We start from the raw sequence: 17,697 nt of genomic DNA, 5'->3' as shown, positions 1-17,697 counted from the left end.
TTCGCGTGGCATCTACAGCAGTTGTTGCTGTACATATTCCAGGATCGGTGTTTCCTGACGGGAATCGAACCATTGGAAGGCGGGATCCTTGCGGAACCAGGTCAACTGGCGTTTAGCATATTGGCGGGTATGTATTTTCACCTCTTCAATGGCCTGATCGAGGGAGATATGGCCATCGAGGAAGTTAAAGATTTCCTGGTAGCCTACTGTGCGCAAGGCATTATGTTCCCGGTATGGCTCTACTTCTCTTACTTCTTCCACCAGGCCGGCGTGGATCATCTGGTCTACCCGTTGATGAATGCGTTGGTGCAATATTTCTTTGGGTGGGGTAATGCCTATTTTAATGATCCTGAAGTTACGCTGGGCGCGGGTAGCACTGCGGAAAGTGGTAATAGATTGTCCGGTGGCATCGAGTACTTCCAGGGCGCGGATGAGACGTTGTGGATTCTGGGTTTCGGCGGTAGCGTAAAACCCGGGATCGCGCTCCTGCAGTTGCTGTTGGAGCCAGGAAAGGCCATGGAGGGCAAATTGTTCATTGAGGTGGGTACGGATGCCGGGGGGAATATCGGGCATATCGTCGATCCCATCGGCAAAGGCCCTGATGTAAAGGCCGGTACCACCGCACATCACGGCGATGTCGTTGTTTTGAAAGATATCGTTCGCATAGCCGAGGGCCAGTTTTTCGTAGATGCCGGCATTTACTTCTTCCCGGATGCTATGTGAATCGATGAAATAGTGAGGTACGGCCGCCAGCTCTTCTGCGGAGGGTTTTGCTGTACCGATACTGATTTCACGGTAGCATTGCCTCGAATCGGCAGAGATAACAGCGGTATTAAACAGTTGTGCCATTTGGACAGACAACGCTGTTTTACCGGAAGCTGTTGGCCCTGCAATCACAATGACGGTCTTTTGCATAAATCCTAAATTAAGAATTACGGATTACGAATTACGAATTACGGATTTGTGGCTAGATAGTAAACGCGAATGATCTCCTTCGCTTATATCTAGCCACAAATCCGTAATTCGTAATTCGTAATTCGTAATTTATTAAAAGCTGTTATCCTCTTCTGCGCCGAATTCTTCGCCGCCGTCGCTGCCGAGTGCGTCGCTTTCTTCGCCTTCTTCGCCGAATCCGTCGGCGTCCATGCCTTCTTTATTGAGATCGTATTTTTCCTCCATTTCCACGAGTTTATCACCTACGAGGCCTTTAGTACCGTATTGGCTGGGCGCGAGGCCTTCTTTACGTACGCAGGCAGGATATACGATTTTACTGTTTTCGTCTTTTGAAACGCCGATCAGTTCTACCAGGAAAGACCAGTTTTTGGCGAAGTCGTACAGGTAGATAAATTTCTGATTGGGATCTTTTACGGCGACGCCAATCATGGTATCGGCCATGAGCAGGGGTTCTACTTTGCGTGGCTGATTGTCGGCTTCCAGAATAATTTCCCGGCCGCGTTGCCAGTTATCATTGCTACGGAAAAAGGTAGCCTTATGTTTTGAATCAAATTCGAATGCTTGCAAAATTGCTTGGTGAAATACTAAAAACGTCTGATTCGGCTTAATGGCAATGTCTCTGTAGACACTTTCATCTTCTTCCCAGTAAACTCTGAATTTTAAAACCGGCATGACAAAAAGGTTATAAGTTATATAATGTTTAAACAGGCCGCTGTAGGCGGTAGCATTTTGAATGCTAGTGAATACTTATTATGGTGATGTAAAATTACCAATTTTATTTAACCGGGCTTAGGTTCAATGCGCTGGCTTTTTCCAATAAAAAAGCGTATGCGGCATCATAGGTATTTGGGATTTCGCCATCCAGGATGGCTTCTCTGATGGCACTTTTCAGATCACCTACGATCCTGCCGGGTTTCAGCCCAAATGTTTCCATGATCATTTCGCCGGTTACAGGGGGTTGCCAGTTGCGGATCCGGTCGCTTTCCTCTACTTCTTTCAATCGTCTGCGGACCAGTTCAAAATTTTCCAGGTACCGTTTTACCTTGGCTTTGTTTTTTGAGGTAATATCCGCTTCACAGAGCATCATGAGCCCTTCTATGTCATCTCCGGCATCGAACAGTAATCTGCGGATAGCCGAGTCTGTTATATTTTCTTTTGTGAGACTAATAGGCCGCAGGTGTAATTCTACCAATTTTTTCACCAATTTCATTTTGTCGCTCAGTGGCAACTTCATTTTGGTAAAAATACGCTGCACCATTTTACCTCCTACCGCATCGTGGCCGTGAAAAGTCCAGCCGTGACCGGGTTCAAATTTTTTGGTAGCGGGTTTGCCAATATCATGTAAAAGCGCTGCCCAACGTAGCCAAAGATCGCGGGTATTGGCCGAGATATTATCTACTACCTGCAAGGTATGATAAAAATTATCTTTGTGCCCCTTCCCTTCATTCATCTCCACACCCACCATATCAATCATTTGGGGGAAAATGATTTTCAGCAGGCCGGCTTTATATAAAAGATCCAGTCCTACAGAGGGTTTAGCTGAGAGCATAATTTTATTAAACTCATCGGTAATTCTTTCCTGGGAAATAATACGGATGCGTTCTGCATTTTCCTGTATTGCAGTAAAGGCGGAAGCTTCGATGGTGAATTGCAGCTGTGAAGCGAAGCGAATGGCCCGCATCATGCGCAATGGATCATCACTGAATGTTTGTGCCGGCGCCAGTGGCGTGCGAATAATTTGCTTATCGAGATCGGCCAGTCCCCCGAATGGATCGAGCAGGGAGCCATAGTCTTGCTCTCTGAGGCTGATAGCCATGGCATTAATGGTAAAATCACGGCGGTTTTGGTCGTCCTGCAGTGTACCTGCAGATACTTCCGGGTTGCGTGATTCCTGGCGATAACTTTCTTTACGGGCGCCAACAAATTCAATTTCCAGCTCATTCCATTTTACCTGTGCAGTACCGTAGGTTTTGAAGAAACTTACGGGAATATTATCGCCCAGGCTTTCTGCCACCTTATGCGCGAGGGCAATACCATCGCCTACGCACACAATATCCATATCTTTTGTTTTCCTTCCCAACAGTTTATCCCGCACAAAGCCACCGATCAGATAGGCCGGCACCTTTAATTCATGGGCTGCCAATGCTATCTTCTCCAGCACTTTTCTTTCCTGCAGGGAGCAGGGGATGTCCAACGGCTTACTGCTGATCATATAAAAATATTCCTGTTAAATGTATTCCTTTCGCTGAAATCAGGGCGCAAATGTAATAAATAAACGTTTTTAATCCCGGATTATCGCTACTGAACCATCTTTGTTTATCCTGATAATCCTGGAGGCTATGCCGGGAGTTGCTTCCTCCTGGCGGTGTTTGACGATATAATCCACCCCATTACGGATGGCGGGACTTACGTCAGCAAAGCTTGCCGGAGACGGCTCGCCGCTGATATTGGCGGAGGTTGACACCAATGGTTTCCGCAGTCTTTTTATCAAATGGCGGCAGAAAGGATCTTTCACAATACGGATAGCAATACTGCCATCTTCGTTGATCACATTGGGGGCCAGGCCCAGGGCACCTTCATAAATAACAGTGGTAGGACGGGTGAAACCCGCAATAATATCCGCCATGTCGGGCCGGGGATTGGCGATAAAGTGCAGCAAATCTTTCACATCTGCCAATAATATTACCAGGCTTTTAGCTTCACTGCGCTTTTTCAGCTCATACACTTTCTGTACCGCCACCTCGTCGGTAGCATCGCAACCAATGCCCCAAATGGTATCTGTAGGATATAGGATCAGTCCTCCGTTACGCAGCACGGGCATCGCCGCACTGATATCATCTTCAAACATTACAGTAGGTTATTTTTTAGTTACGGATTGATAAACTTTCATCATGGCGGCTGCACACTTTTCTGGTGTAAAATGTTGTGCATGCTGTACGCCTTTTTCCTGCATCTGCTTTACCAGCGAAGGCTGACTGACTACCCGTTTCATTGCATCGGCAATGGTGGCCGGATCCAACGGGTCCACATACAGTGCCGCATCTCCCGCAGTTTCCGCAAAACAGGATCCCCGGGATGTGATCACCGGTGTACGGCTCCACAATGCTTCCAATATCGGAATACCAAACCCTTCAAAAATGGAAGGATAAATCAGCGCTAATGCCCCCTGGTACAGCCCCGGTAACTCACTGTTCTCCAGCCGCACCTGTTCATTCAGGAAAACAACCTGTTGGGTGAGGCCATGAGCCGCCAGGTATTCCTTTACCTTCTTTTTATATCCGCTGCCATTGCCCAACACCACCAGCGGAATATCGAGTGTTCCTTTTAGTGTATTCATGGCCGTTACAATGCCCAGCAGGTTCTTACGCTCTATCAGCGAACCCACATATAAAAAATATTGGGAAGGCAACCGGTATCTCGCACCCAAAGCGGCAATATCATCATCCTGCCAGGTAATACCAAAAGCGGGATCACAACTTTGATATACCACGTCTATTTTATGCGCCGGCGTATGATAATAAGTAATGAGGTCCTGTTTGGTTTGTTCGCTGATGGCGACCACCCTATCCGCCTGTTCACAGGCATAGCGGGCTTTACGGCGGTACGTGAGCACATCTATTGGATTATACTGCTCTGGGTATCTTTCAAAAATAAGATCATGCATGGTTACCACCGACTGTACCCCACTTTTATGGATACCAAAAGGCAGCTCATGGCTGAGGCCATGGTAGATATCTATCCCATAGCGCAACAAATCCTTTACCACAAAGCGGCTTCGCCAGGCCGACTTAAACCAGCGATGGAGCTGTTTTTCAGGCAATACCACGGTCAAATCCGGTGAAGGATCGTACATCGTGGTTTGCTTAGGAGCAAACAGGTAGTACGCTTCTCCCGGAAAATCCTTTACCAGGGAAGATATCAGGGTACGGCTATAGTTTCCTAAACCTGTATTATTCTGGAACGCGCGCTTGGCGTCGAATCCTATTTTCATAATGCTCCTTCTTCAGACGAACGACAAAATTACGAATTACGAATGGCGAATTACATATATCTGAGAAGATTTCCGGAATTCGGTGGCCGGTTATTCGAATTTATCCGTTTCAGATATTATGTTTGCAAAAAAAACGACAATGGATTTACAACAACAAATACTGGCTGCCTGGGCTGATCGCAGCCTCTTACAGGAGACACAGTACACAGATGCAGTAAAAACGGTGATAGAAGCAGTAGATAAAGGACATCTGAGAGTTGCGACGCCAACAGAAAATGGCTGGCAGGTGAATGAATGGGTAAAACAAGCTATCCTGCTGTATTTTTCCATACAACCCATGGAAACCATGGAGGTACCTCCATTTGAGTTCTATGATAAAATGAGATTGAAGTCTAACTATAAAGACCTGGGCGTAAGAGTGGTGCCACACGCGGTAGCCCGCTACGGTGCTTACATCGCTAAAGGTTGTATCCTCATGCCTTCTTACGTAAACATCGGCGCTTATGTAGATGAAGGTACCATGGTGGATACCTGGGCTACTGTAGGCTCCTGCGCACAAATCGGTAAACACGTACACCTGAGTGGTGGCGTAGGTATCGGCGGTGTACTGGAACCATTACAAGCCAGCCCGGTGATCATCGAAGATGGTTGCTTCATCGGCTCCCGTTGCATCGTAGTAGAAGGTGTAGTAGTAGAAAAAGAAGCGGTGTTGGGTGCTAACGTAGTACTGACTCAATCCACCAAAATCATTGATGTAAGCGGCAGCGAGCCTATCGAATACAAAGGCCGCGTACCAGCCCGCAGCGTGGTAATTCCTGGTACTTATACCAAGAAATTCCCTGCCGGCGAATACCAGGTATCCTGTGCACTGATTATTGGTCAGCGTAAAGCTTCTACCGATCTGAAAACAAGTTTGAATGATACACTGCGTGAGTTTAATGTAGCCGTATAATTATATTTCTTTTAGAGATCGCGCCATGTAGTTAACTACGTGGCGCGATTTTTTTTTGTGAGAAATGAAAAAAATTTGGCAGATTTAAAAAAACGTGTACTTTTGCAATCCCTTAACGGGGACACTGCGATGCCCAGATGGCGAAATTGGTAGACGCACTGTGTTCAGGTCGCAGCGCTCGCAAGGGTGTGCTGGTTCGAATCCAGTTCTGGGCACACAATAGGGTTGTAAGTCTTTGACTTACAACCTTTTTTGTTTGTACAAATGTCGAAAATTCACGCTTTTTAGCACTTCTTCCCACTATTTGCGACACTCACAATGACACTCTGTCTTGTAAACATCGTATCTGATAACAGCAGATACAATTGGAAGAAGTTGATATTAATTCATGAACCTAGTAATCCACCCTCCCTCCAGAAATCCATTTATATTATTGGCAGTTATTTAAGCGCCGAAATGTCACAACTGACAATAATTACAAGCAATCTTTCATCATGTTTCTTTTGCACTCTTATTAACAGCTTCTCGCTAACATCAACGTCTAGTACAGCTTACGACTCACTTCTGACTGGCATGGCACATACATTGTGTATCCTTTTTCCTAATCCTAAAATGCTCAACCTATGAATATTGGAGAAAAACTAGACCGGAAGGGCGACAAAATTTTCTACTTCTATGATTTAGGAAGGAAGCCAGGGCAAAGACCATCAACAGGTATATTTACTTATGCACATCCAAAAACGCAGGAGCAGAAAAACTTTAATAAAGAGGCTTTAAAGATTTTGGAAACAAAGAAAGCCCAGCGGACGATTGAGCAGCAATCTATTGGTACTCCTATTATTCCCGCCCATAAGTTTAAAGCTAACTTTTTTGAGTACTACGAAACTTATGTTGAGCAGCATAAAAGAAAGGGAAATCGGCATCTCTCTAATTCACTTTCACAGTTTAAAGCATTCCTTAATAAGGATTTCATATCGCCTGTCGATATCACCGAAAATCTATGTGAGAGGTTTAGACGTTACCTGTTAGATAAATATTCGGGGGATACACCGGCCAATTACTACTCTCGTTTTAAGCAAACATTAGAGGCAGCAACAAAGGATAAATATTTTATTGATAATCCTACGGAAGCAATAGCTGCAAAAAGCAATCCTAGTACCGCTCTAAAAGATAATCTCGAGGTAGATGAATATATCGCTCTCTTAAAGACTCCCTGTTTAAACCAACACGTAAAATTGGCATTTATTCTTTCCTGTTACTCTGGCTTACGTTGGGTGGATGTGTATTCATTAGAATGGCCAGATGTAATGAACCGAAATCTAACAACAAGAATAATACAACACAAAACTGGTCAACCCGTTGTTATAACCTTACATCCTATAGCCTTGGCTGCATTTAATCAAGTTAGAAGTTTGGCATCAGACCCAACACAACTAACAGGCAAAATATTCAGATTGCCAAGTGCTGACGGGGCAAATAAAGTGCTTGGACAATGGGTAAGCGATGCTGGTATTGAGAAACATATTACCTGGTCCTGTGCTCGTCTTAGCTTCTCAATCTTGCTCAAGGACCGAAATGTTGACGATCCAACCATCGCCTACCTGTTAGGGCATACAACAACAGACCAGGTGCAAAAAGTTTATAAGAGACATAGGTCAAAAGGTCAAAAGATCAAAAAAATACAATAGATAACTTACCATCGTATGAGATGGATATTTTTTAACAAAGAAGCCGGCCACTCCCGGGGGCTTTTTATATCTATGTCCACTATTATTTTATTCCGATTACTGTTGTTGCAGGCTGTAACCCTACGGTTGGCGTAGTAACAAATGTGCCCCAGTTGGCTACATGCACCGCATTGGTTTTTACCAGCCATACATGACGGTAGATGCCGGCGCCCGGGTACCAGCGTGAATCCCAGCTTTCAGTATCCAGCCGTACCGCAATTACGTTTTGCTTACCAGGTTTCAGGTAAGCCGTAATGTCCATCCTGAAAGAGTTGTAGCCGTAGGCCAGGTGCCCGCGTACTGGCCATTCACCCATACTTTAGCATAGGCCATGGCGCCATCGAAGTCTACAAAAATTCGTTTATCCGCATCCGTTACCGGGATACTAAAATATTTCCTATATCAGCCAATCCCTTTCCATGGCAGCTTGCCGGTGTTACCTTCCAGGTCTATCCGAAAGGGACCCTGGATGGCCCAGTCGTGCGGCAGGTTCAGGTGTTGCCAGTCGGTATCAGCCAGCTCCGCTGCTTCCAGGTGTGCAGGTTCTTCTTTGCGGGTACCATCCGGCTGTAGGCCAAAGCGGCTGAACAGCCAGCCATCGTCGAACAGACGCGTATCGGTGGTACCCATCCTGTTGACAGGTGATTGCGCCTGAGCGGCGGTGCCCCACATTAAAAAGCAAATGCAACCCAACCATAGCAGGGGCCAAGAAAATTTGTTACTCATTGATCTGTAAAACTGATAGCTTGAAGCCGCGCAACCCAACAACAGCAATATGCAAATCAACGAAAAATAAGATCGCGGCAGTGCCACTGGTTTAACAATTTCTGCTGTTATATTGACATCCCTGCCTGCATCACCGCCCTTCCCCTACCGCCACCGCTTATCCCAGGCAGGCTTAGTTATCACCTAATTATTTATCTCAGTAGATCTACTTAGAATTCCACCAAAGTATCCCGGTAATTTTGCCGGCAGTAACAACACCCCTGAAGTCATGCAATACTTAAAACATTTGATGAAGGCCAGTTTGCTGGCAGTACTCCTGGCCGCGTGCCAGGGCAAAGAGATAGTAGCGCCGCAACCGGCACCAGATCCAATCCCGGTAGATACCGGCGTAGCAGTGCCGCCAGGCGTTGTTGACGGCGATCCGGTCACCAAAACCATCGGCGCTGCCGGCGGCACCATAGCCACCACAGATGCACGCATCTCCATAAACATTCCCGCAGGCGCGCTCACCAGCGAAACGGTTTTTACAATCCAACCTATCACCAATACCAACAATGCCGGGCTGGGCAAGGCTTTCCGCATCACGCCGCACCTGGCATTATCTAAACCTGCAACTATTACATTCCATTACGAACAGGAAGATCTGAGCAACACTTTCGCAGAAGCGCTGGGCATTGCCTACCAGGATAACGCCGGCAAATGGAAAGCCATTGGCGGTATTCAACTGAATAAAGAAATGAAGTCCGTTAGTGTGAAGACCACTCACTTCAGCGACTGGAGCTTCTTCGAAGCCATTTCACTGGAACCGGCAGACGCCTATATCGATCCGGGAGCCAGCCAGCAGCTGGCCGTGAAAGCCTATTTAAATGCCGGTGCAAAAGACATCCTGGCGCCGCTAACCGAAGAGGGAACAGAATCGTATATCACCAGCGGCAAAAATGATTTACTGCCAACGTTCATCGACAAGTGGGAATTGGCCGGCGATGGCCAGCTGACAGCCAATGGTAGTCATGCCACCTATAAGGCGCCGGCCATATTGCCCGCTGTAAATCCGGTGATCGTAAGCGTAAAAATTAAACTGAAAGATGGCGCATTAGGCATCCTGCTCTCCCGGATATTCGTGATGCCGGAAGGTATCGCCATCAGGATCGATGGCGGCGAATGGAACCTGCTGGGAGCGGCATCCGGCACCAGCAGCAACGGTGTGAACCGTGTTGGCGCTATGCTGGAAGACGGGTCTCTCCCCTCCTGCAATATTACGTGGATGGGCGCTGCCACCGGCCGCAGGAGCTGGTCGGATAAAACATATTTCACGCTTCAGGTATGGAACAATCAAATCTACCAAAGTGGATATCAGATAAATGAAGCCAGCTTCCCCAGCCCCGGCTCCCTGCAGGTGATCGGTGTAGATCCGGCAGGCGGTTACATGATTGGTAAGTTCCACATGGACCGCGCCAGTTCACAGAAACCCGTCGGCGATAAAGTGATTTACAAAGAACACGTCATTGATGGCGTATTCCGGGTAAAAAGACTTATTTAACAAAGCGTACAGATTTGGAATGTAGCAAACGGCCTGCGGGTTTTCCTGCAGGCCTAATTATAACCAAGTAGTTGCTTATATTTGTTGGGACAGGTGAAGAAGCGCCTAAAAGCGTGTAAAAGAACACACTTTTTAGGTTTTTGAATGAATGCGACAATTATTTGACACTCAAAGATTATAACTAATTGGTAGCCAGCCGGATAAGGATCCAGTTCTGGGCACTAGAAAGGACAAACTTCGGTTTGTCCTTTTTCTATTTTGGCAAAGGCATAACTCAATATTTTCCTATCTTTGTGCCTTATGACACGCCAATCAACATATTACCTCCTGTCGATCATTGTTGCTTAACGCAGGCCCACAAAGCACTCCCGCTTTAATGTTCCCCGGCTACCTGCGTTGAAAGTCTTCAATTAATTTATTGAAACCGGCTTGCTATGCCTGACCGCATATGCAATACAGAATTGTTATACCATGCCGACACTACAATTGTACGGTTGGAATGAGCATTTTATGCATCATTTCGAAACAAACACATCTCAGAACCTCGAAGCTGCGAGGGTGCTGTCTATACAAGGATTTAAACATCTGCTGATCACCGGAACAGGTGACCTGGAAGCGCAACTTGCAGGCGCACTTATCAATAGCCGCGAACAGGAGGCTTATCCCAAAGTAGGCGATTGGGTGCTGGTGAAACGTTATGATGAGGAAGGTATCATCATCGATACGCTGCCACGGATCAACCAGCTCAGTCGCAAAGCTCCCGGTACGCAAAGTACCCGGCAGGTGCTCGCCGCGAACATCGATACGGCTTTTATTGTGCAGGGGCTCGACCGCGACTATAATCTCATGCGTTTGCAACGTTATGTGCAGCAGGTACTGCAGTGCAATATTCAACCTGTCGTCATTCTTAATAAAGCCGATCTCGTACCCGATCCGGAAATGTACCGGCAAGCGGTACAGGAAATGGGGTACAATTGCCCGGTAGTGCTTACCAGCGCGCTGAATCAGGCAATGCAGCACGAGTGGATGAGTCAATATCTTCTGCCCCGACACACTTACATTCTACTGGGATCGTCAGGCGTAGGTAAAAGCACACTGCTCAATAGCCTGCTGGGCTACAGGCTACAGGAGGAAGGCACTACCAGCACCGCCAACAACAAGGGAAAACATACCACCACCGCCAGGTATCTCGTATTACTTCCCAATGGCAGTATGGTCATCGATGCGCCTGGAATGCGCGAGTTCGGCGTTACAGGAGAGAGCGGAAGTGAAGGTGTACATCACCCGCTGATAGATGAGCTGGCATCCAAATGCCGGTTTGGCGATTGCACCCATCAACATGAGCCAGGATGCGCCATCATAGCAGCTGTCAACGATGGCACATTGCCTGAACAGGTATACCGCAGCTATCTGAAACTATTGCGTGAGCAACACCATTTCCAGGCCAGCGAAGCGGATAAAAGGCGAAATGAAAAGCACTTCTCTAAAATTGCCAGGCAGGTATTCAAACACCGCAAAGACAGCAAATATTGATGCCCGTAATAATAAAAACAAGCGGCCTGTAAATACACAGGCCGCTTGTTTAAAATTGCAATTATGTTTAGAACTATGAGGAAGTGGTTCGAGAAAAGTGCACTCCGGTGCGCCAGAAAGGACAAACTTCGGTTTGTCCTTTTTCTATTTTAGCCAGTTCCATATGCCGCATGGCATATTCACCCATCAGGCAGGTAACATTCCGGGTACAGATTCACTTCAACATGCCTGCATTGGAAAGTCCTTTCTGTAAGTCTTCCCCATTCATAACAGGACAAAGTTCTACTTTGGCATTAAGTACTGTGAAGAAAGGCTCTGTAATACCTGGCAGTTCTGACGAATCTTTAAGATCAAAGATGAACAACATTGCCCGACATCCATCTATTGGAAGAAAATAACTTGCTTCCGGGTTTAATTTTTCCGTCGTTGATTTAACAATTTTTGATAGTGTTCCATCTGCCAGGGCTTTATTTGAGGTTTCTACCGGGCAAATCACTTTTAGTAAAGTACGCATTGTAATTGCTTTTTTAAGAGGTAAACAAGTAATCAAAATTCTGAGAGGGAATTACAGTTGTATTGTGTCATCTGTTATTTATTATAACAAAGCCTATCTCTTTGGGGCATTTAGTATATGCAATACTCATTAAACAAATGAAACAGAGAAGTGGTTGGGTGGATATGCCTGGTATGTTGCTTTATATTGTTAATAACCTGTTATTCCCCGTGTTCTAAAGTTGGTTGTAACGAAAACCGGCACATAAACCAGGCCTACCTGATTCATGTGCCGGCATTAAAACGATGCTGGCGGTGGCCAATATATTAACTCATTAATGCAGTGTAATACTACCTATACTTATTGCCTGCCCTACGGTTACATTCACATTAGTCACTACGGTATCTTTCAGGATACCATTCCCGGCAATGGCTACATTATAAGCGCCTGCGTTCAGTCCTGCCATCAGGAAGGCGCCTGTGGCTACATCCGGAATAGCGGAAGCGATTGTATCAGTACCTTGAATAGCAAATACTCCCTTCACAGCCAACGGAGGCAATGCTATCCCTTTAATGGAGCCACCCATTGCCTGGGTATAGGTGCGGATTACAGGTTTGAGGATGTATTTGTTACTGCCGGTTACAACGATGGAGCGGTTGGCATCAAAATCCAGCCATAAACGATATTCCACACCGGATACTAAGGTGGCATTTACATTTAGCTTAAGGCCGGATTGTTGTGCAGACGGCGTTTCCAAAGGATGCGCCACGCCACCAATTACCACGCTGTTGTTGCTGCCCAGCACCAGTCGGATCTGAGATATTTTGCCGGCGGGCAATTCCTGGGAAGCAATCACGGTATCCAGTCCATTCCTGAATTTCAGGAGATCATACACACCGGGGCGCAATACATGCAATGATTGCCATCCGGTAGAAATGTTGGCATCTGCAGAAACATTCACCTGTATATCCTGTACATCTACCAGCACTGCATCATAAGGAGCCGGTGCGTCTGTCAGGTAAACGGTCATGCGGGCATTTCCGCCGCTGGTATTGCTGTCGTCCTTGGAACACGAAGAGAAAAAAGTAGCAGCAGTAGACAACGCCACTAAAGTAAGCACGATTTGGTTTTTCATGATTGTAGGTTTTATTCGATACTTACCTACTTATCAAGTACTATGCCATATGAAAGAGGCTGCTCGTATGAAGTCCTTTACTGTGGCCGATAATTGACAGCCCAGTTGTCCAAATATTTCTCCAGCACCTGCAACGGCATATCTCCATAGGCCAGCAGCGCATCGTGGAAGTCGCGGAGGTTAAAGCGCGGGCCCAATTGTGCGGTGAGCTTATCTCTTAGCGCTTTGATGCTTAATTCGCCGATTTTATAGGACAGCGCCTGCCCCGGCATCGCCATATAGCGTTCTACTTCTGCGGTAGCAATCGCTTTGGTAACGGATTCATTGGCCATCATGTAGTCAATCGCTTCTTCGCGGGTCATTTTACCGGTATGGATGGCGACGTCTAACACCAGCCGGATGGCACGGTGAATTTCATTGTTCAGGGCCCCCATTTTTTGATACGGATCCGTGTAACAGCCTAATTGTTCTCCCAATGATTCTACATACAACGCCCACCCCTCAAAATAGGCGCTGAAGGATGGTTGTCGCCGGAAGGCGGGGATGTCCTGGTTTTCCTGTTGCAGCGCTATCTGGAAGTGATGCCCGGGTATGCCTTCATGAATAAATGTGGCCTCCATGCCATAAAAGGTAACATTCACCTTGCTGGCATCAGGTACCGGCACATATAAAATAGCAGCGCGTTTTTCTGCTATATTTCCTTTTATGTAGAAAGGTCCACCGCTGGCTGCCTCCCGGTATGCCTCCACCCTGCGGACATCCATCGGAGTTTGTGGCTGATGCCCAAATAACGCGGGTATATGGGGCAGTACTTTCTGATAAATAGCCCTGTAAGCATTCAGTACGTCTTCCGGCGTTTTAAAAGGCATCAGTTGAGGGTTCGCTTTCAGATATGTAAAATACTCTGATAAACTGCCTGTAAATCCTGTTTTTGTTTTTATCTGTTCCATCTCTGCATGAATACGCGCTACCTCTGATAACCCAGTCTGGTAAATTTTCTCCGGGGTAAGGGTGGTAGTGGTAAAGGAACGTACATAATGCTGGTAGATCCGGTTGCCGCCAGGCAGGGCAGAAAGTCCTGCTTTTTTCGTTGCCACAGGAAGGTATTGGTATTTCAGGTACCTGGCTAACTCCCCATAGGCGGGGCGTAGTTGATTCGCTATTACCCTATGATACAGCTTTGTTATCCGTTGCTTGTCGGCCGCCGTAAAGGAAGCAGGTAATTTCGCTAACGGTTTATAGAAAATATTTTTGGCCGTATCTTTTTCTGCCAGTGATTCCATTTGAGGGATCATCCGTTTAACCAATGCTTTGGGCAGTACGATGCCCTCCGCTATACCTTTGTCGAAATTGGCGATACAGGTGTCTGTCCATTCCCTGAATGCCGCCATCCGTTTGGCCCAGTTCTCGTAATCCTTCACAGTATTAAACGGTTGATCACCATCTCCGGAACCAAAGGCAGCCAGTTCCAATGGAGTGGATACAAACTGATTCATCGGCAGATATTCCAGGTGAAGGGCTATGCCCTCCAGGGCTGACCGCAATGTATAGGTAAGGATGTCTGCAGAAATCCGGTCGCCTGTATTCAATGTTACCTGATCAAATTTTTTCAGTTTACGGAGATAGGTCCGGTAAAATGCTTCTGTAGCTTCGAGATAAGGTTCCCCGCCTTCAATAGCCAGGCGATCATCATATTGGTGGAAGCCAGCAGCTGTGGCTTCCGTGGGAAACAATTCCATCCGCTTCGCATAATAATCATCAAACAGCTTATGGAGTGCCTGATTATTTTCCTGTGCATTGGCGGCTATGGTACCTAATATGGCGGCTAACACTAACAGGCTGGCCGTTAATTTTCTCATCATCATGGTTATACATCTTTCCTTTCACAAAGCTAACCTGCAGCCGGTGTTTAAAATTGTACGGGATTAACCCGTGGTCAGATCTTCCTGTATTGATTAGGACGCATACCGGTAATACGGAGAAAGGTTTTGGTGAAGTGGGCCTGGTCCGTAAATCCGCATTCATAAGCAATGTCTGTAAGAGAAGTTTGCTGTTTTTTGATCAGGGAAATGGCCCGCTCTATTTTTATTTTACGAAGATATTCACCCGCAGAGCAGCCAAAATAGCGGGAGAAATAACGGGAGATCGTTACCGGATGCAAATCGAGTTGTGCTGCGAGTAAAGGCAATGACAATGGCATATCCCAGTGATCATGCATGATATCCCGGATTTTCTCCGTCCATTCAGGGTAGCAGCGAAAATCCTGCTGGCAGGGTGCCACGAGGTCAATACACAACTGGTCCATGGCGATGAGCGAGTCTGTATCATGGAGATAATGTTCTTTCATGATCCGGATCAGACCACCGGTATTCAGTTGCATCTTATCTGCCTGCATCAGCGATGGCGGCGGAGACAACAACTCATATGTTTCAAAGAAATCGTTGGTCAGCTCTATATTAAAAATGCGGGTACCGGGAAGATAATTTATATTCTGATGCGCTACACCGGGATGGTAATAAAGACCTGTGCCAGCACATTGCCTGTCTGTTCCTCCTTTTCTCAGTTCGTTGCTCCCTCCTTCCAGGATATGCGAGAAATGCGGGTTAACATGAAAATGCCAGTCGGACGCCATGTTGGGCGCAAAGGTAGTTTCACTGGTGATGACCGCACCAAACGTGCGTTCTTTCACCTTGGTGCCAACATAAGTACCTGCTGCAAGCTGAACCGGCGTAAGACCCAACATATTCGTTCATTGATTGAATCTTAAAAGTAGAATATTTTCCGGTTTATAAGAACGTAAAGGGTCTTACTCAAAGAAAAGGGCCGACCGTATTGGTCAGCCCCGCTCTTAACGAATCCGTCAGCATCAACAATTACTGCAAAGGATCAAAATCTCCGCCCCAGTTATTATTCTGTTTCAATAATGGGTTTCTGTCTAAATTAATTTTAGGAATACCGTAAATATAGTATTGATCTTTAATAGCGATGTTAGTAGCATCGGTGGCAATCACCGTAGAAGTAAACCTGTTGTATACCGTGTTGATATCTGACAGTGGCGTTACGTCCGGTTGACCCGCTTTCAGTAATAAAGCAATGCCATGACGTTGCGGTAAGGCTCTCAGGTAGTCAAACATTTTCCAACGACGTAAATCATCCATACGTTTGCCTTCAAAGCAGAACTCTATAAAGCGTTCCTTTTGAAGTACACTACGGATGTCCGGTTGCGTGGTGGCCGTAATACCATAGTTGCTGGCAGCACCAGGTAAAACACCTGCGCGGCTCCTGATTTGTTTTAATGCATCCAGCGCTGCGGCGGTATTATTTACTTCGTTGGCGCATTCTGCATAGTTCATTAATACTTCTGCATAACGGATTTCAATCCAGTCGACCGCAGCATTATACACCGTACCCTTATCAATGTTTTTATCAATGGCTTTGATGCGATAAAAACTGGAATTAGACCATAGTGGATCCAGGGTAATGGAGTTGTGCACTCCTTCCAAACCGGTAGCACCGTTATAATTGGTGATGCTTGTAAAGTAGGTCCACAGATAGGTTTTATCATCCCGCATTCCTTTTAAATATTGATTGGGGGCGCCGTTGTAATAGATATTCGCATAGAAGCGATCGTCCCTGTTTCTAAACAACGTATCATAGCTTCTTGTTTGCGATGCCCAGCTGGAGCCATCCTTCATAGGGAAGGCGTCTACCAGCTCAAGAGAAGGCCGGTCGTATCCCACATCATCTTTAGACCAGTCCAGGGGAATCAAACCTCCCTGGAAATAAGTTGATTGTGGGTAGTTGAAGCGACGTACCATCACCACTTCTTTGTTTAACTCATCATCCCATATTTTGCTGTAAGGGCTATAGAGACCTTTACCGCGGGCATCTAAAAATTCTTTGGCTGTTTTATTGGCATCGAAAGCTTTTTGCCAGGAGGCCACGCCACCTAAACCGTTAAACAACGGGCTGGCATAAAATAGTAATACTCTTCCTTTGAAAGCCAGGGCAGCACCTTTATCTATTCTACCCATGTCATTGTCTGTAAAGGCATCGGGTAATAAGGCAACAGCATCATCCAGGTCTTTTAAAATCTGTGTAACGCATTCAGAGGTCTTATTACGGGGCTTTTGCAGCGCTGTTAGATCTGTTGTAGGTGTTTGTGCCTCGAGAATCAGTGGTACGCCACCATAGGTACTTACCAGCTTGTGATAAGCCCAGGCTCTCCAAAACAAGGCCTGTCCTTTAATTTTATTTTTATCATCTTGTCCAAAGGTGGCTTTCTCAATATTCCCCAGCAAAATATTAATGGTGCGTATACTTGTATACATTCCAAAATTATCTTTGGAGTCAAAGGTAGCGGTGCCTCTAAACCAGTCATTGGTTTGTTTCTGGTAAGGAACACCTTCATCCGTTTCGTTACCTCCACCGCTGGTATTACGAGGCATCAAACCTGCATAAATCTGATTCAAATAGGCGGTGGACATATTTACGTCTGTCCATACCTGGTCAGGGCCAACAGCAGAAAGGTTTGTTTTATCGAGCACCTTATTACACCCCATCATCAGGAAGGGAACGAACAAGGCGAGTTTGGCTATATTTAACTTAGTCTTCATTTTTTAAACTTTTAAAATAAACACACCTTT

At 46.2% G+C, this 17,697-nt stretch carries 16 protein-coding genes and 1 tRNA gene; 5 read left to right on the top strand and 12 right to left on the bottom strand.

The window, feature by feature from the left end; all coding sequences use genetic code 11:
• Window positions 1-12: 12 nt before the first annotated feature.
• The 5 genes from miaA to AC5ZC7_RS05780 all read right to left on the bottom strand — a co-directional run bounded on the left by miaA (window position 13) and on the right by AC5ZC7_RS05780 (window position 4,945).
• Complete coding sequence (gene miaA, locus AC5ZC7_RS05800; protein ID WP_496160539.1) at window positions 13-915, bottom strand: tRNA (adenosine(37)-N6)-dimethylallyltransferase MiaA; 903 nt, start codon at window positions 913-915, stop codon at window positions 13-15.
• Between the two features lie 132 nt (window positions 916-1,047).
• On the bottom strand, window positions 1,048-1,626 hold the full coding sequence (locus AC5ZC7_RS05795; protein WP_496160540.1) for an IS1096 element passenger TnpR family protein: 579 nt from the start codon (window positions 1,624-1,626) through the stop codon (window positions 1,048-1,050).
• A 103-nt stretch (window positions 1,627-1,729) separates the two neighbouring features.
• Window positions 1,730-3,166: a tRNA nucleotidyltransferase/poly(A) polymerase-related protein gene (locus AC5ZC7_RS05790; RefSeq protein ID WP_496160541.1), complete on the bottom strand. Its 1,437-nt coding sequence runs from the start codon at window positions 3,164-3,166 to the stop codon at window positions 1,730-1,732.
• 69 nt (window positions 3,167-3,235) lie between these two features.
• Entirely contained in the window at window positions 3,236-3,802 is a 567-nt protein-coding gene (locus AC5ZC7_RS05785; RefSeq protein ID WP_496160542.1) for an L-threonylcarbamoyladenylate synthase, read from the bottom strand.
• A 9-nt stretch (window positions 3,803-3,811) separates the two neighbouring features.
• Entirely contained in the window at window positions 3,812-4,945 is a 1,134-nt protein-coding gene (locus AC5ZC7_RS05780) for a glycosyltransferase (RefSeq protein ID WP_496160543.1), read from the bottom strand.
• A 139-nt stretch (window positions 4,946-5,084) separates the two neighbouring features.
• Here AC5ZC7_RS05780 and AC5ZC7_RS05775 point away from each other — a divergent pair, with 139 nt between their 5' ends.
• The 3 genes from AC5ZC7_RS05775 to AC5ZC7_RS05765 all read left to right on the top strand — a co-directional run bounded on the left by AC5ZC7_RS05775 (window position 5,085) and on the right by AC5ZC7_RS05765 (window position 7,585).
• Window positions 5,085-5,897 carry a 2,3,4,5-tetrahydropyridine-2,6-dicarboxylate N-succinyltransferase gene (locus tag AC5ZC7_RS05775; protein ID WP_496160544.1) on the top strand — a complete coding sequence of 271 codons (813 nt, stop codon included), beginning with the start codon at window positions 5,085-5,087 and terminating at the stop codon, window positions 5,895-5,897.
• Between the two features lie 131 nt (window positions 5,898-6,028).
• Window positions 6,029-6,112: transfer RNA gene (locus AC5ZC7_RS05770), tRNA-Leu, on the top strand.
• A gap of 408 nt (window positions 6,113-6,520) precedes the next feature.
• Window positions 6,521-7,585 (top strand): phage integrase SAM-like domain-containing protein, encoded by a 1,065-nt coding sequence (locus AC5ZC7_RS05765; RefSeq protein ID WP_496160545.1) that lies wholly within the window; start codon window positions 6,521-6,523, stop codon window positions 7,583-7,585.
• 82 nt (window positions 7,586-7,667) lie between these two features.
• Here the strand turns inward: AC5ZC7_RS05765 and AC5ZC7_RS05760 are convergent, their stop codons facing one another.
• The gene (locus AC5ZC7_RS05760) at window positions 7,668-7,940 is read right to left on the bottom strand and encodes a hypothetical protein (RefSeq protein WP_496160546.1); all 273 of its coding nucleotides are present in this window, start codon (window positions 7,938-7,940) and stop codon (window positions 7,668-7,670) included.
• Between the two features lie 86 nt (window positions 7,941-8,026).
• Window positions 8,027-8,350, bottom strand: coding sequence for a hypothetical protein (locus AC5ZC7_RS05755; protein ID WP_496160547.1), 324 nt, complete (start codon window positions 8,348-8,350; stop codon window positions 8,027-8,029).
• A gap of 268 nt (window positions 8,351-8,618) precedes the next feature.
• Between AC5ZC7_RS05755 and AC5ZC7_RS05750 the strand changes: the two genes are divergently transcribed.
• Both AC5ZC7_RS05750 and rsgA read left to right on the top strand, forming a co-directional pair.
• Window positions 8,619-9,890 (top strand): hypothetical protein, encoded by a 1,272-nt coding sequence (locus tag AC5ZC7_RS05750; RefSeq protein ID WP_496160548.1) that lies wholly within the window; start codon window positions 8,619-8,621, stop codon window positions 9,888-9,890.
• A gap of 471 nt (window positions 9,891-10,361) precedes the next feature.
• Window positions 10,362-11,423, top strand: a complete 1,062-nt coding sequence (gene rsgA / locus AC5ZC7_RS05745; RefSeq protein ID WP_496160549.1) for a ribosome small subunit-dependent GTPase A — start codon at window positions 10,362-10,364, stop codon at window positions 11,421-11,423.
• A gap of 214 nt (window positions 11,424-11,637) precedes the next feature.
• On the opposite strand, the gene AC5ZC7_RS05740 is transcribed toward rsgA, so the two are convergent.
• The 5 genes from AC5ZC7_RS05740 to AC5ZC7_RS05720 form a co-directional block, all read right to left on the bottom strand.
• On the bottom strand, window positions 11,638-11,937 hold the full coding sequence (locus AC5ZC7_RS05740) for a hypothetical protein (RefSeq protein WP_496160550.1): 300 nt from the start codon (window positions 11,935-11,937) through the stop codon (window positions 11,638-11,640).
• Between the two features lie 313 nt (window positions 11,938-12,250).
• Window positions 12,251-13,051: a DUF4382 domain-containing protein gene (locus AC5ZC7_RS05735; protein WP_496160551.1), complete on the bottom strand. Its 801-nt coding sequence runs from the start codon at window positions 13,049-13,051 to the stop codon at window positions 12,251-12,253.
• 77 nt (window positions 13,052-13,128) lie between these two features.
• Entirely contained in the window at window positions 13,129-14,910 is a 1,782-nt protein-coding gene (locus tag AC5ZC7_RS05730) for a DUF885 family protein (protein ID WP_496160552.1), read from the bottom strand.
• Between the two features lie 77 nt (window positions 14,911-14,987).
• Window positions 14,988-15,794, bottom strand: coding sequence for a helix-turn-helix domain-containing protein (locus tag AC5ZC7_RS05725; protein ID WP_496160553.1), 807 nt, complete (start codon window positions 15,792-15,794; stop codon window positions 14,988-14,990).
• 130 nt (window positions 15,795-15,924) lie between these two features.
• Window positions 15,925-17,667 (bottom strand): RagB/SusD family nutrient uptake outer membrane protein, encoded by a 1,743-nt coding sequence (locus AC5ZC7_RS05720; RefSeq protein ID WP_496160554.1) that lies wholly within the window; start codon window positions 17,665-17,667, stop codon window positions 15,925-15,927.
• Between the last annotated feature and the right edge of the window lie 30 nt (window positions 17,668-17,697).

This window comes from Chitinophaga sp. 9-1-y (assembly GCF_059511905.2).
This window is presented reverse-complemented; position numbering and strand designations above follow the sequence as displayed.

Excerpts from the sequence above, each read along its gene's own strand:
- AC5ZC7_RS05750 (WP_496160548.1), top strand. The coding sequence starts at position 8,619 with ATGCAATACTTAAAACATTTGATGAAGGCCAGTTTGCTGGCAGTACTC.
- AC5ZC7_RS05735 (WP_496160551.1), bottom strand. The coding sequence starts at position 13,051 with ATGAAAAACCAAATCGTGCTTACTTTAGTGGCGTTGTCTACTGCTGCT.
- miaA (WP_496160539.1), bottom strand. The coding sequence starts at position 915 with ATGCAAAAGACCGTCATTGTGATTGCAGGGCCAACAGCTTCCGGTAAA.
- AC5ZC7_RS05760 (WP_496160546.1), bottom strand. The coding sequence starts at position 7,940 with ATGGGTGAATGGCCAGTACGCGGGCACCTGGCCTACGGCTACAACTCT.
- AC5ZC7_RS05785 (WP_496160542.1), bottom strand. The coding sequence starts at position 3,802 with ATGTTTGAAGATGATATCAGTGCGGCGATGCCCGTGCTGCGTAACGGA.
- AC5ZC7_RS05755 (WP_496160547.1), bottom strand. The coding sequence starts at position 8,350 with ATGAGTAACAAATTTTCTTGGCCCCTGCTATGGTTGGGTTGCATTTGC.
- AC5ZC7_RS05720 (WP_496160554.1), bottom strand. The coding sequence starts at position 17,667 with ATGAAGACTAAGTTAAATATAGCCAAACTCGCCTTGTTCGTTCCCTTC.
- AC5ZC7_RS05730 (WP_496160552.1), bottom strand. The coding sequence starts at position 14,910 with ATGAGAAAATTAACGGCCAGCCTGTTAGTGTTAGCCGCCATATTAGGT.
- AC5ZC7_RS05740 (WP_496160550.1), bottom strand. The coding sequence starts at position 11,937 with ATGCGTACTTTACTAAAAGTGATTTGCCCGGTAGAAACCTCAAATAAA.
- AC5ZC7_RS05765 (WP_496160545.1), top strand. The coding sequence starts at position 6,521 with ATGAATATTGGAGAAAAACTAGACCGGAAGGGCGACAAAATTTTCTAC.
- AC5ZC7_RS05790 (WP_496160541.1), bottom strand. The coding sequence starts at position 3,166 with ATGATCAGCAGTAAGCCGTTGGACATCCCCTGCTCCCTGCAGGAAAGA.
- rsgA (WP_496160549.1), top strand. The coding sequence starts at position 10,362 with ATGCCGACACTACAATTGTACGGTTGGAATGAGCATTTTATGCATCAT.
- AC5ZC7_RS05775 (WP_496160544.1), top strand. The coding sequence starts at position 5,085 with ATGGATTTACAACAACAAATACTGGCTGCCTGGGCTGATCGCAGCCTC.
- AC5ZC7_RS05795 (WP_496160540.1), bottom strand. The coding sequence starts at position 1,626 with ATGCCGGTTTTAAAATTCAGAGTTTACTGGGAAGAAGATGAAAGTGTC.
- AC5ZC7_RS05780 (WP_496160543.1), bottom strand. The coding sequence starts at position 4,945 with ATGAAAATAGGATTCGACGCCAAGCGCGCGTTCCAGAATAATACAGGT.
- AC5ZC7_RS05725 (WP_496160553.1), bottom strand. The coding sequence starts at position 15,794 with ATGTTGGGTCTTACGCCGGTTCAGCTTGCAGCAGGTACTTATGTTGGC.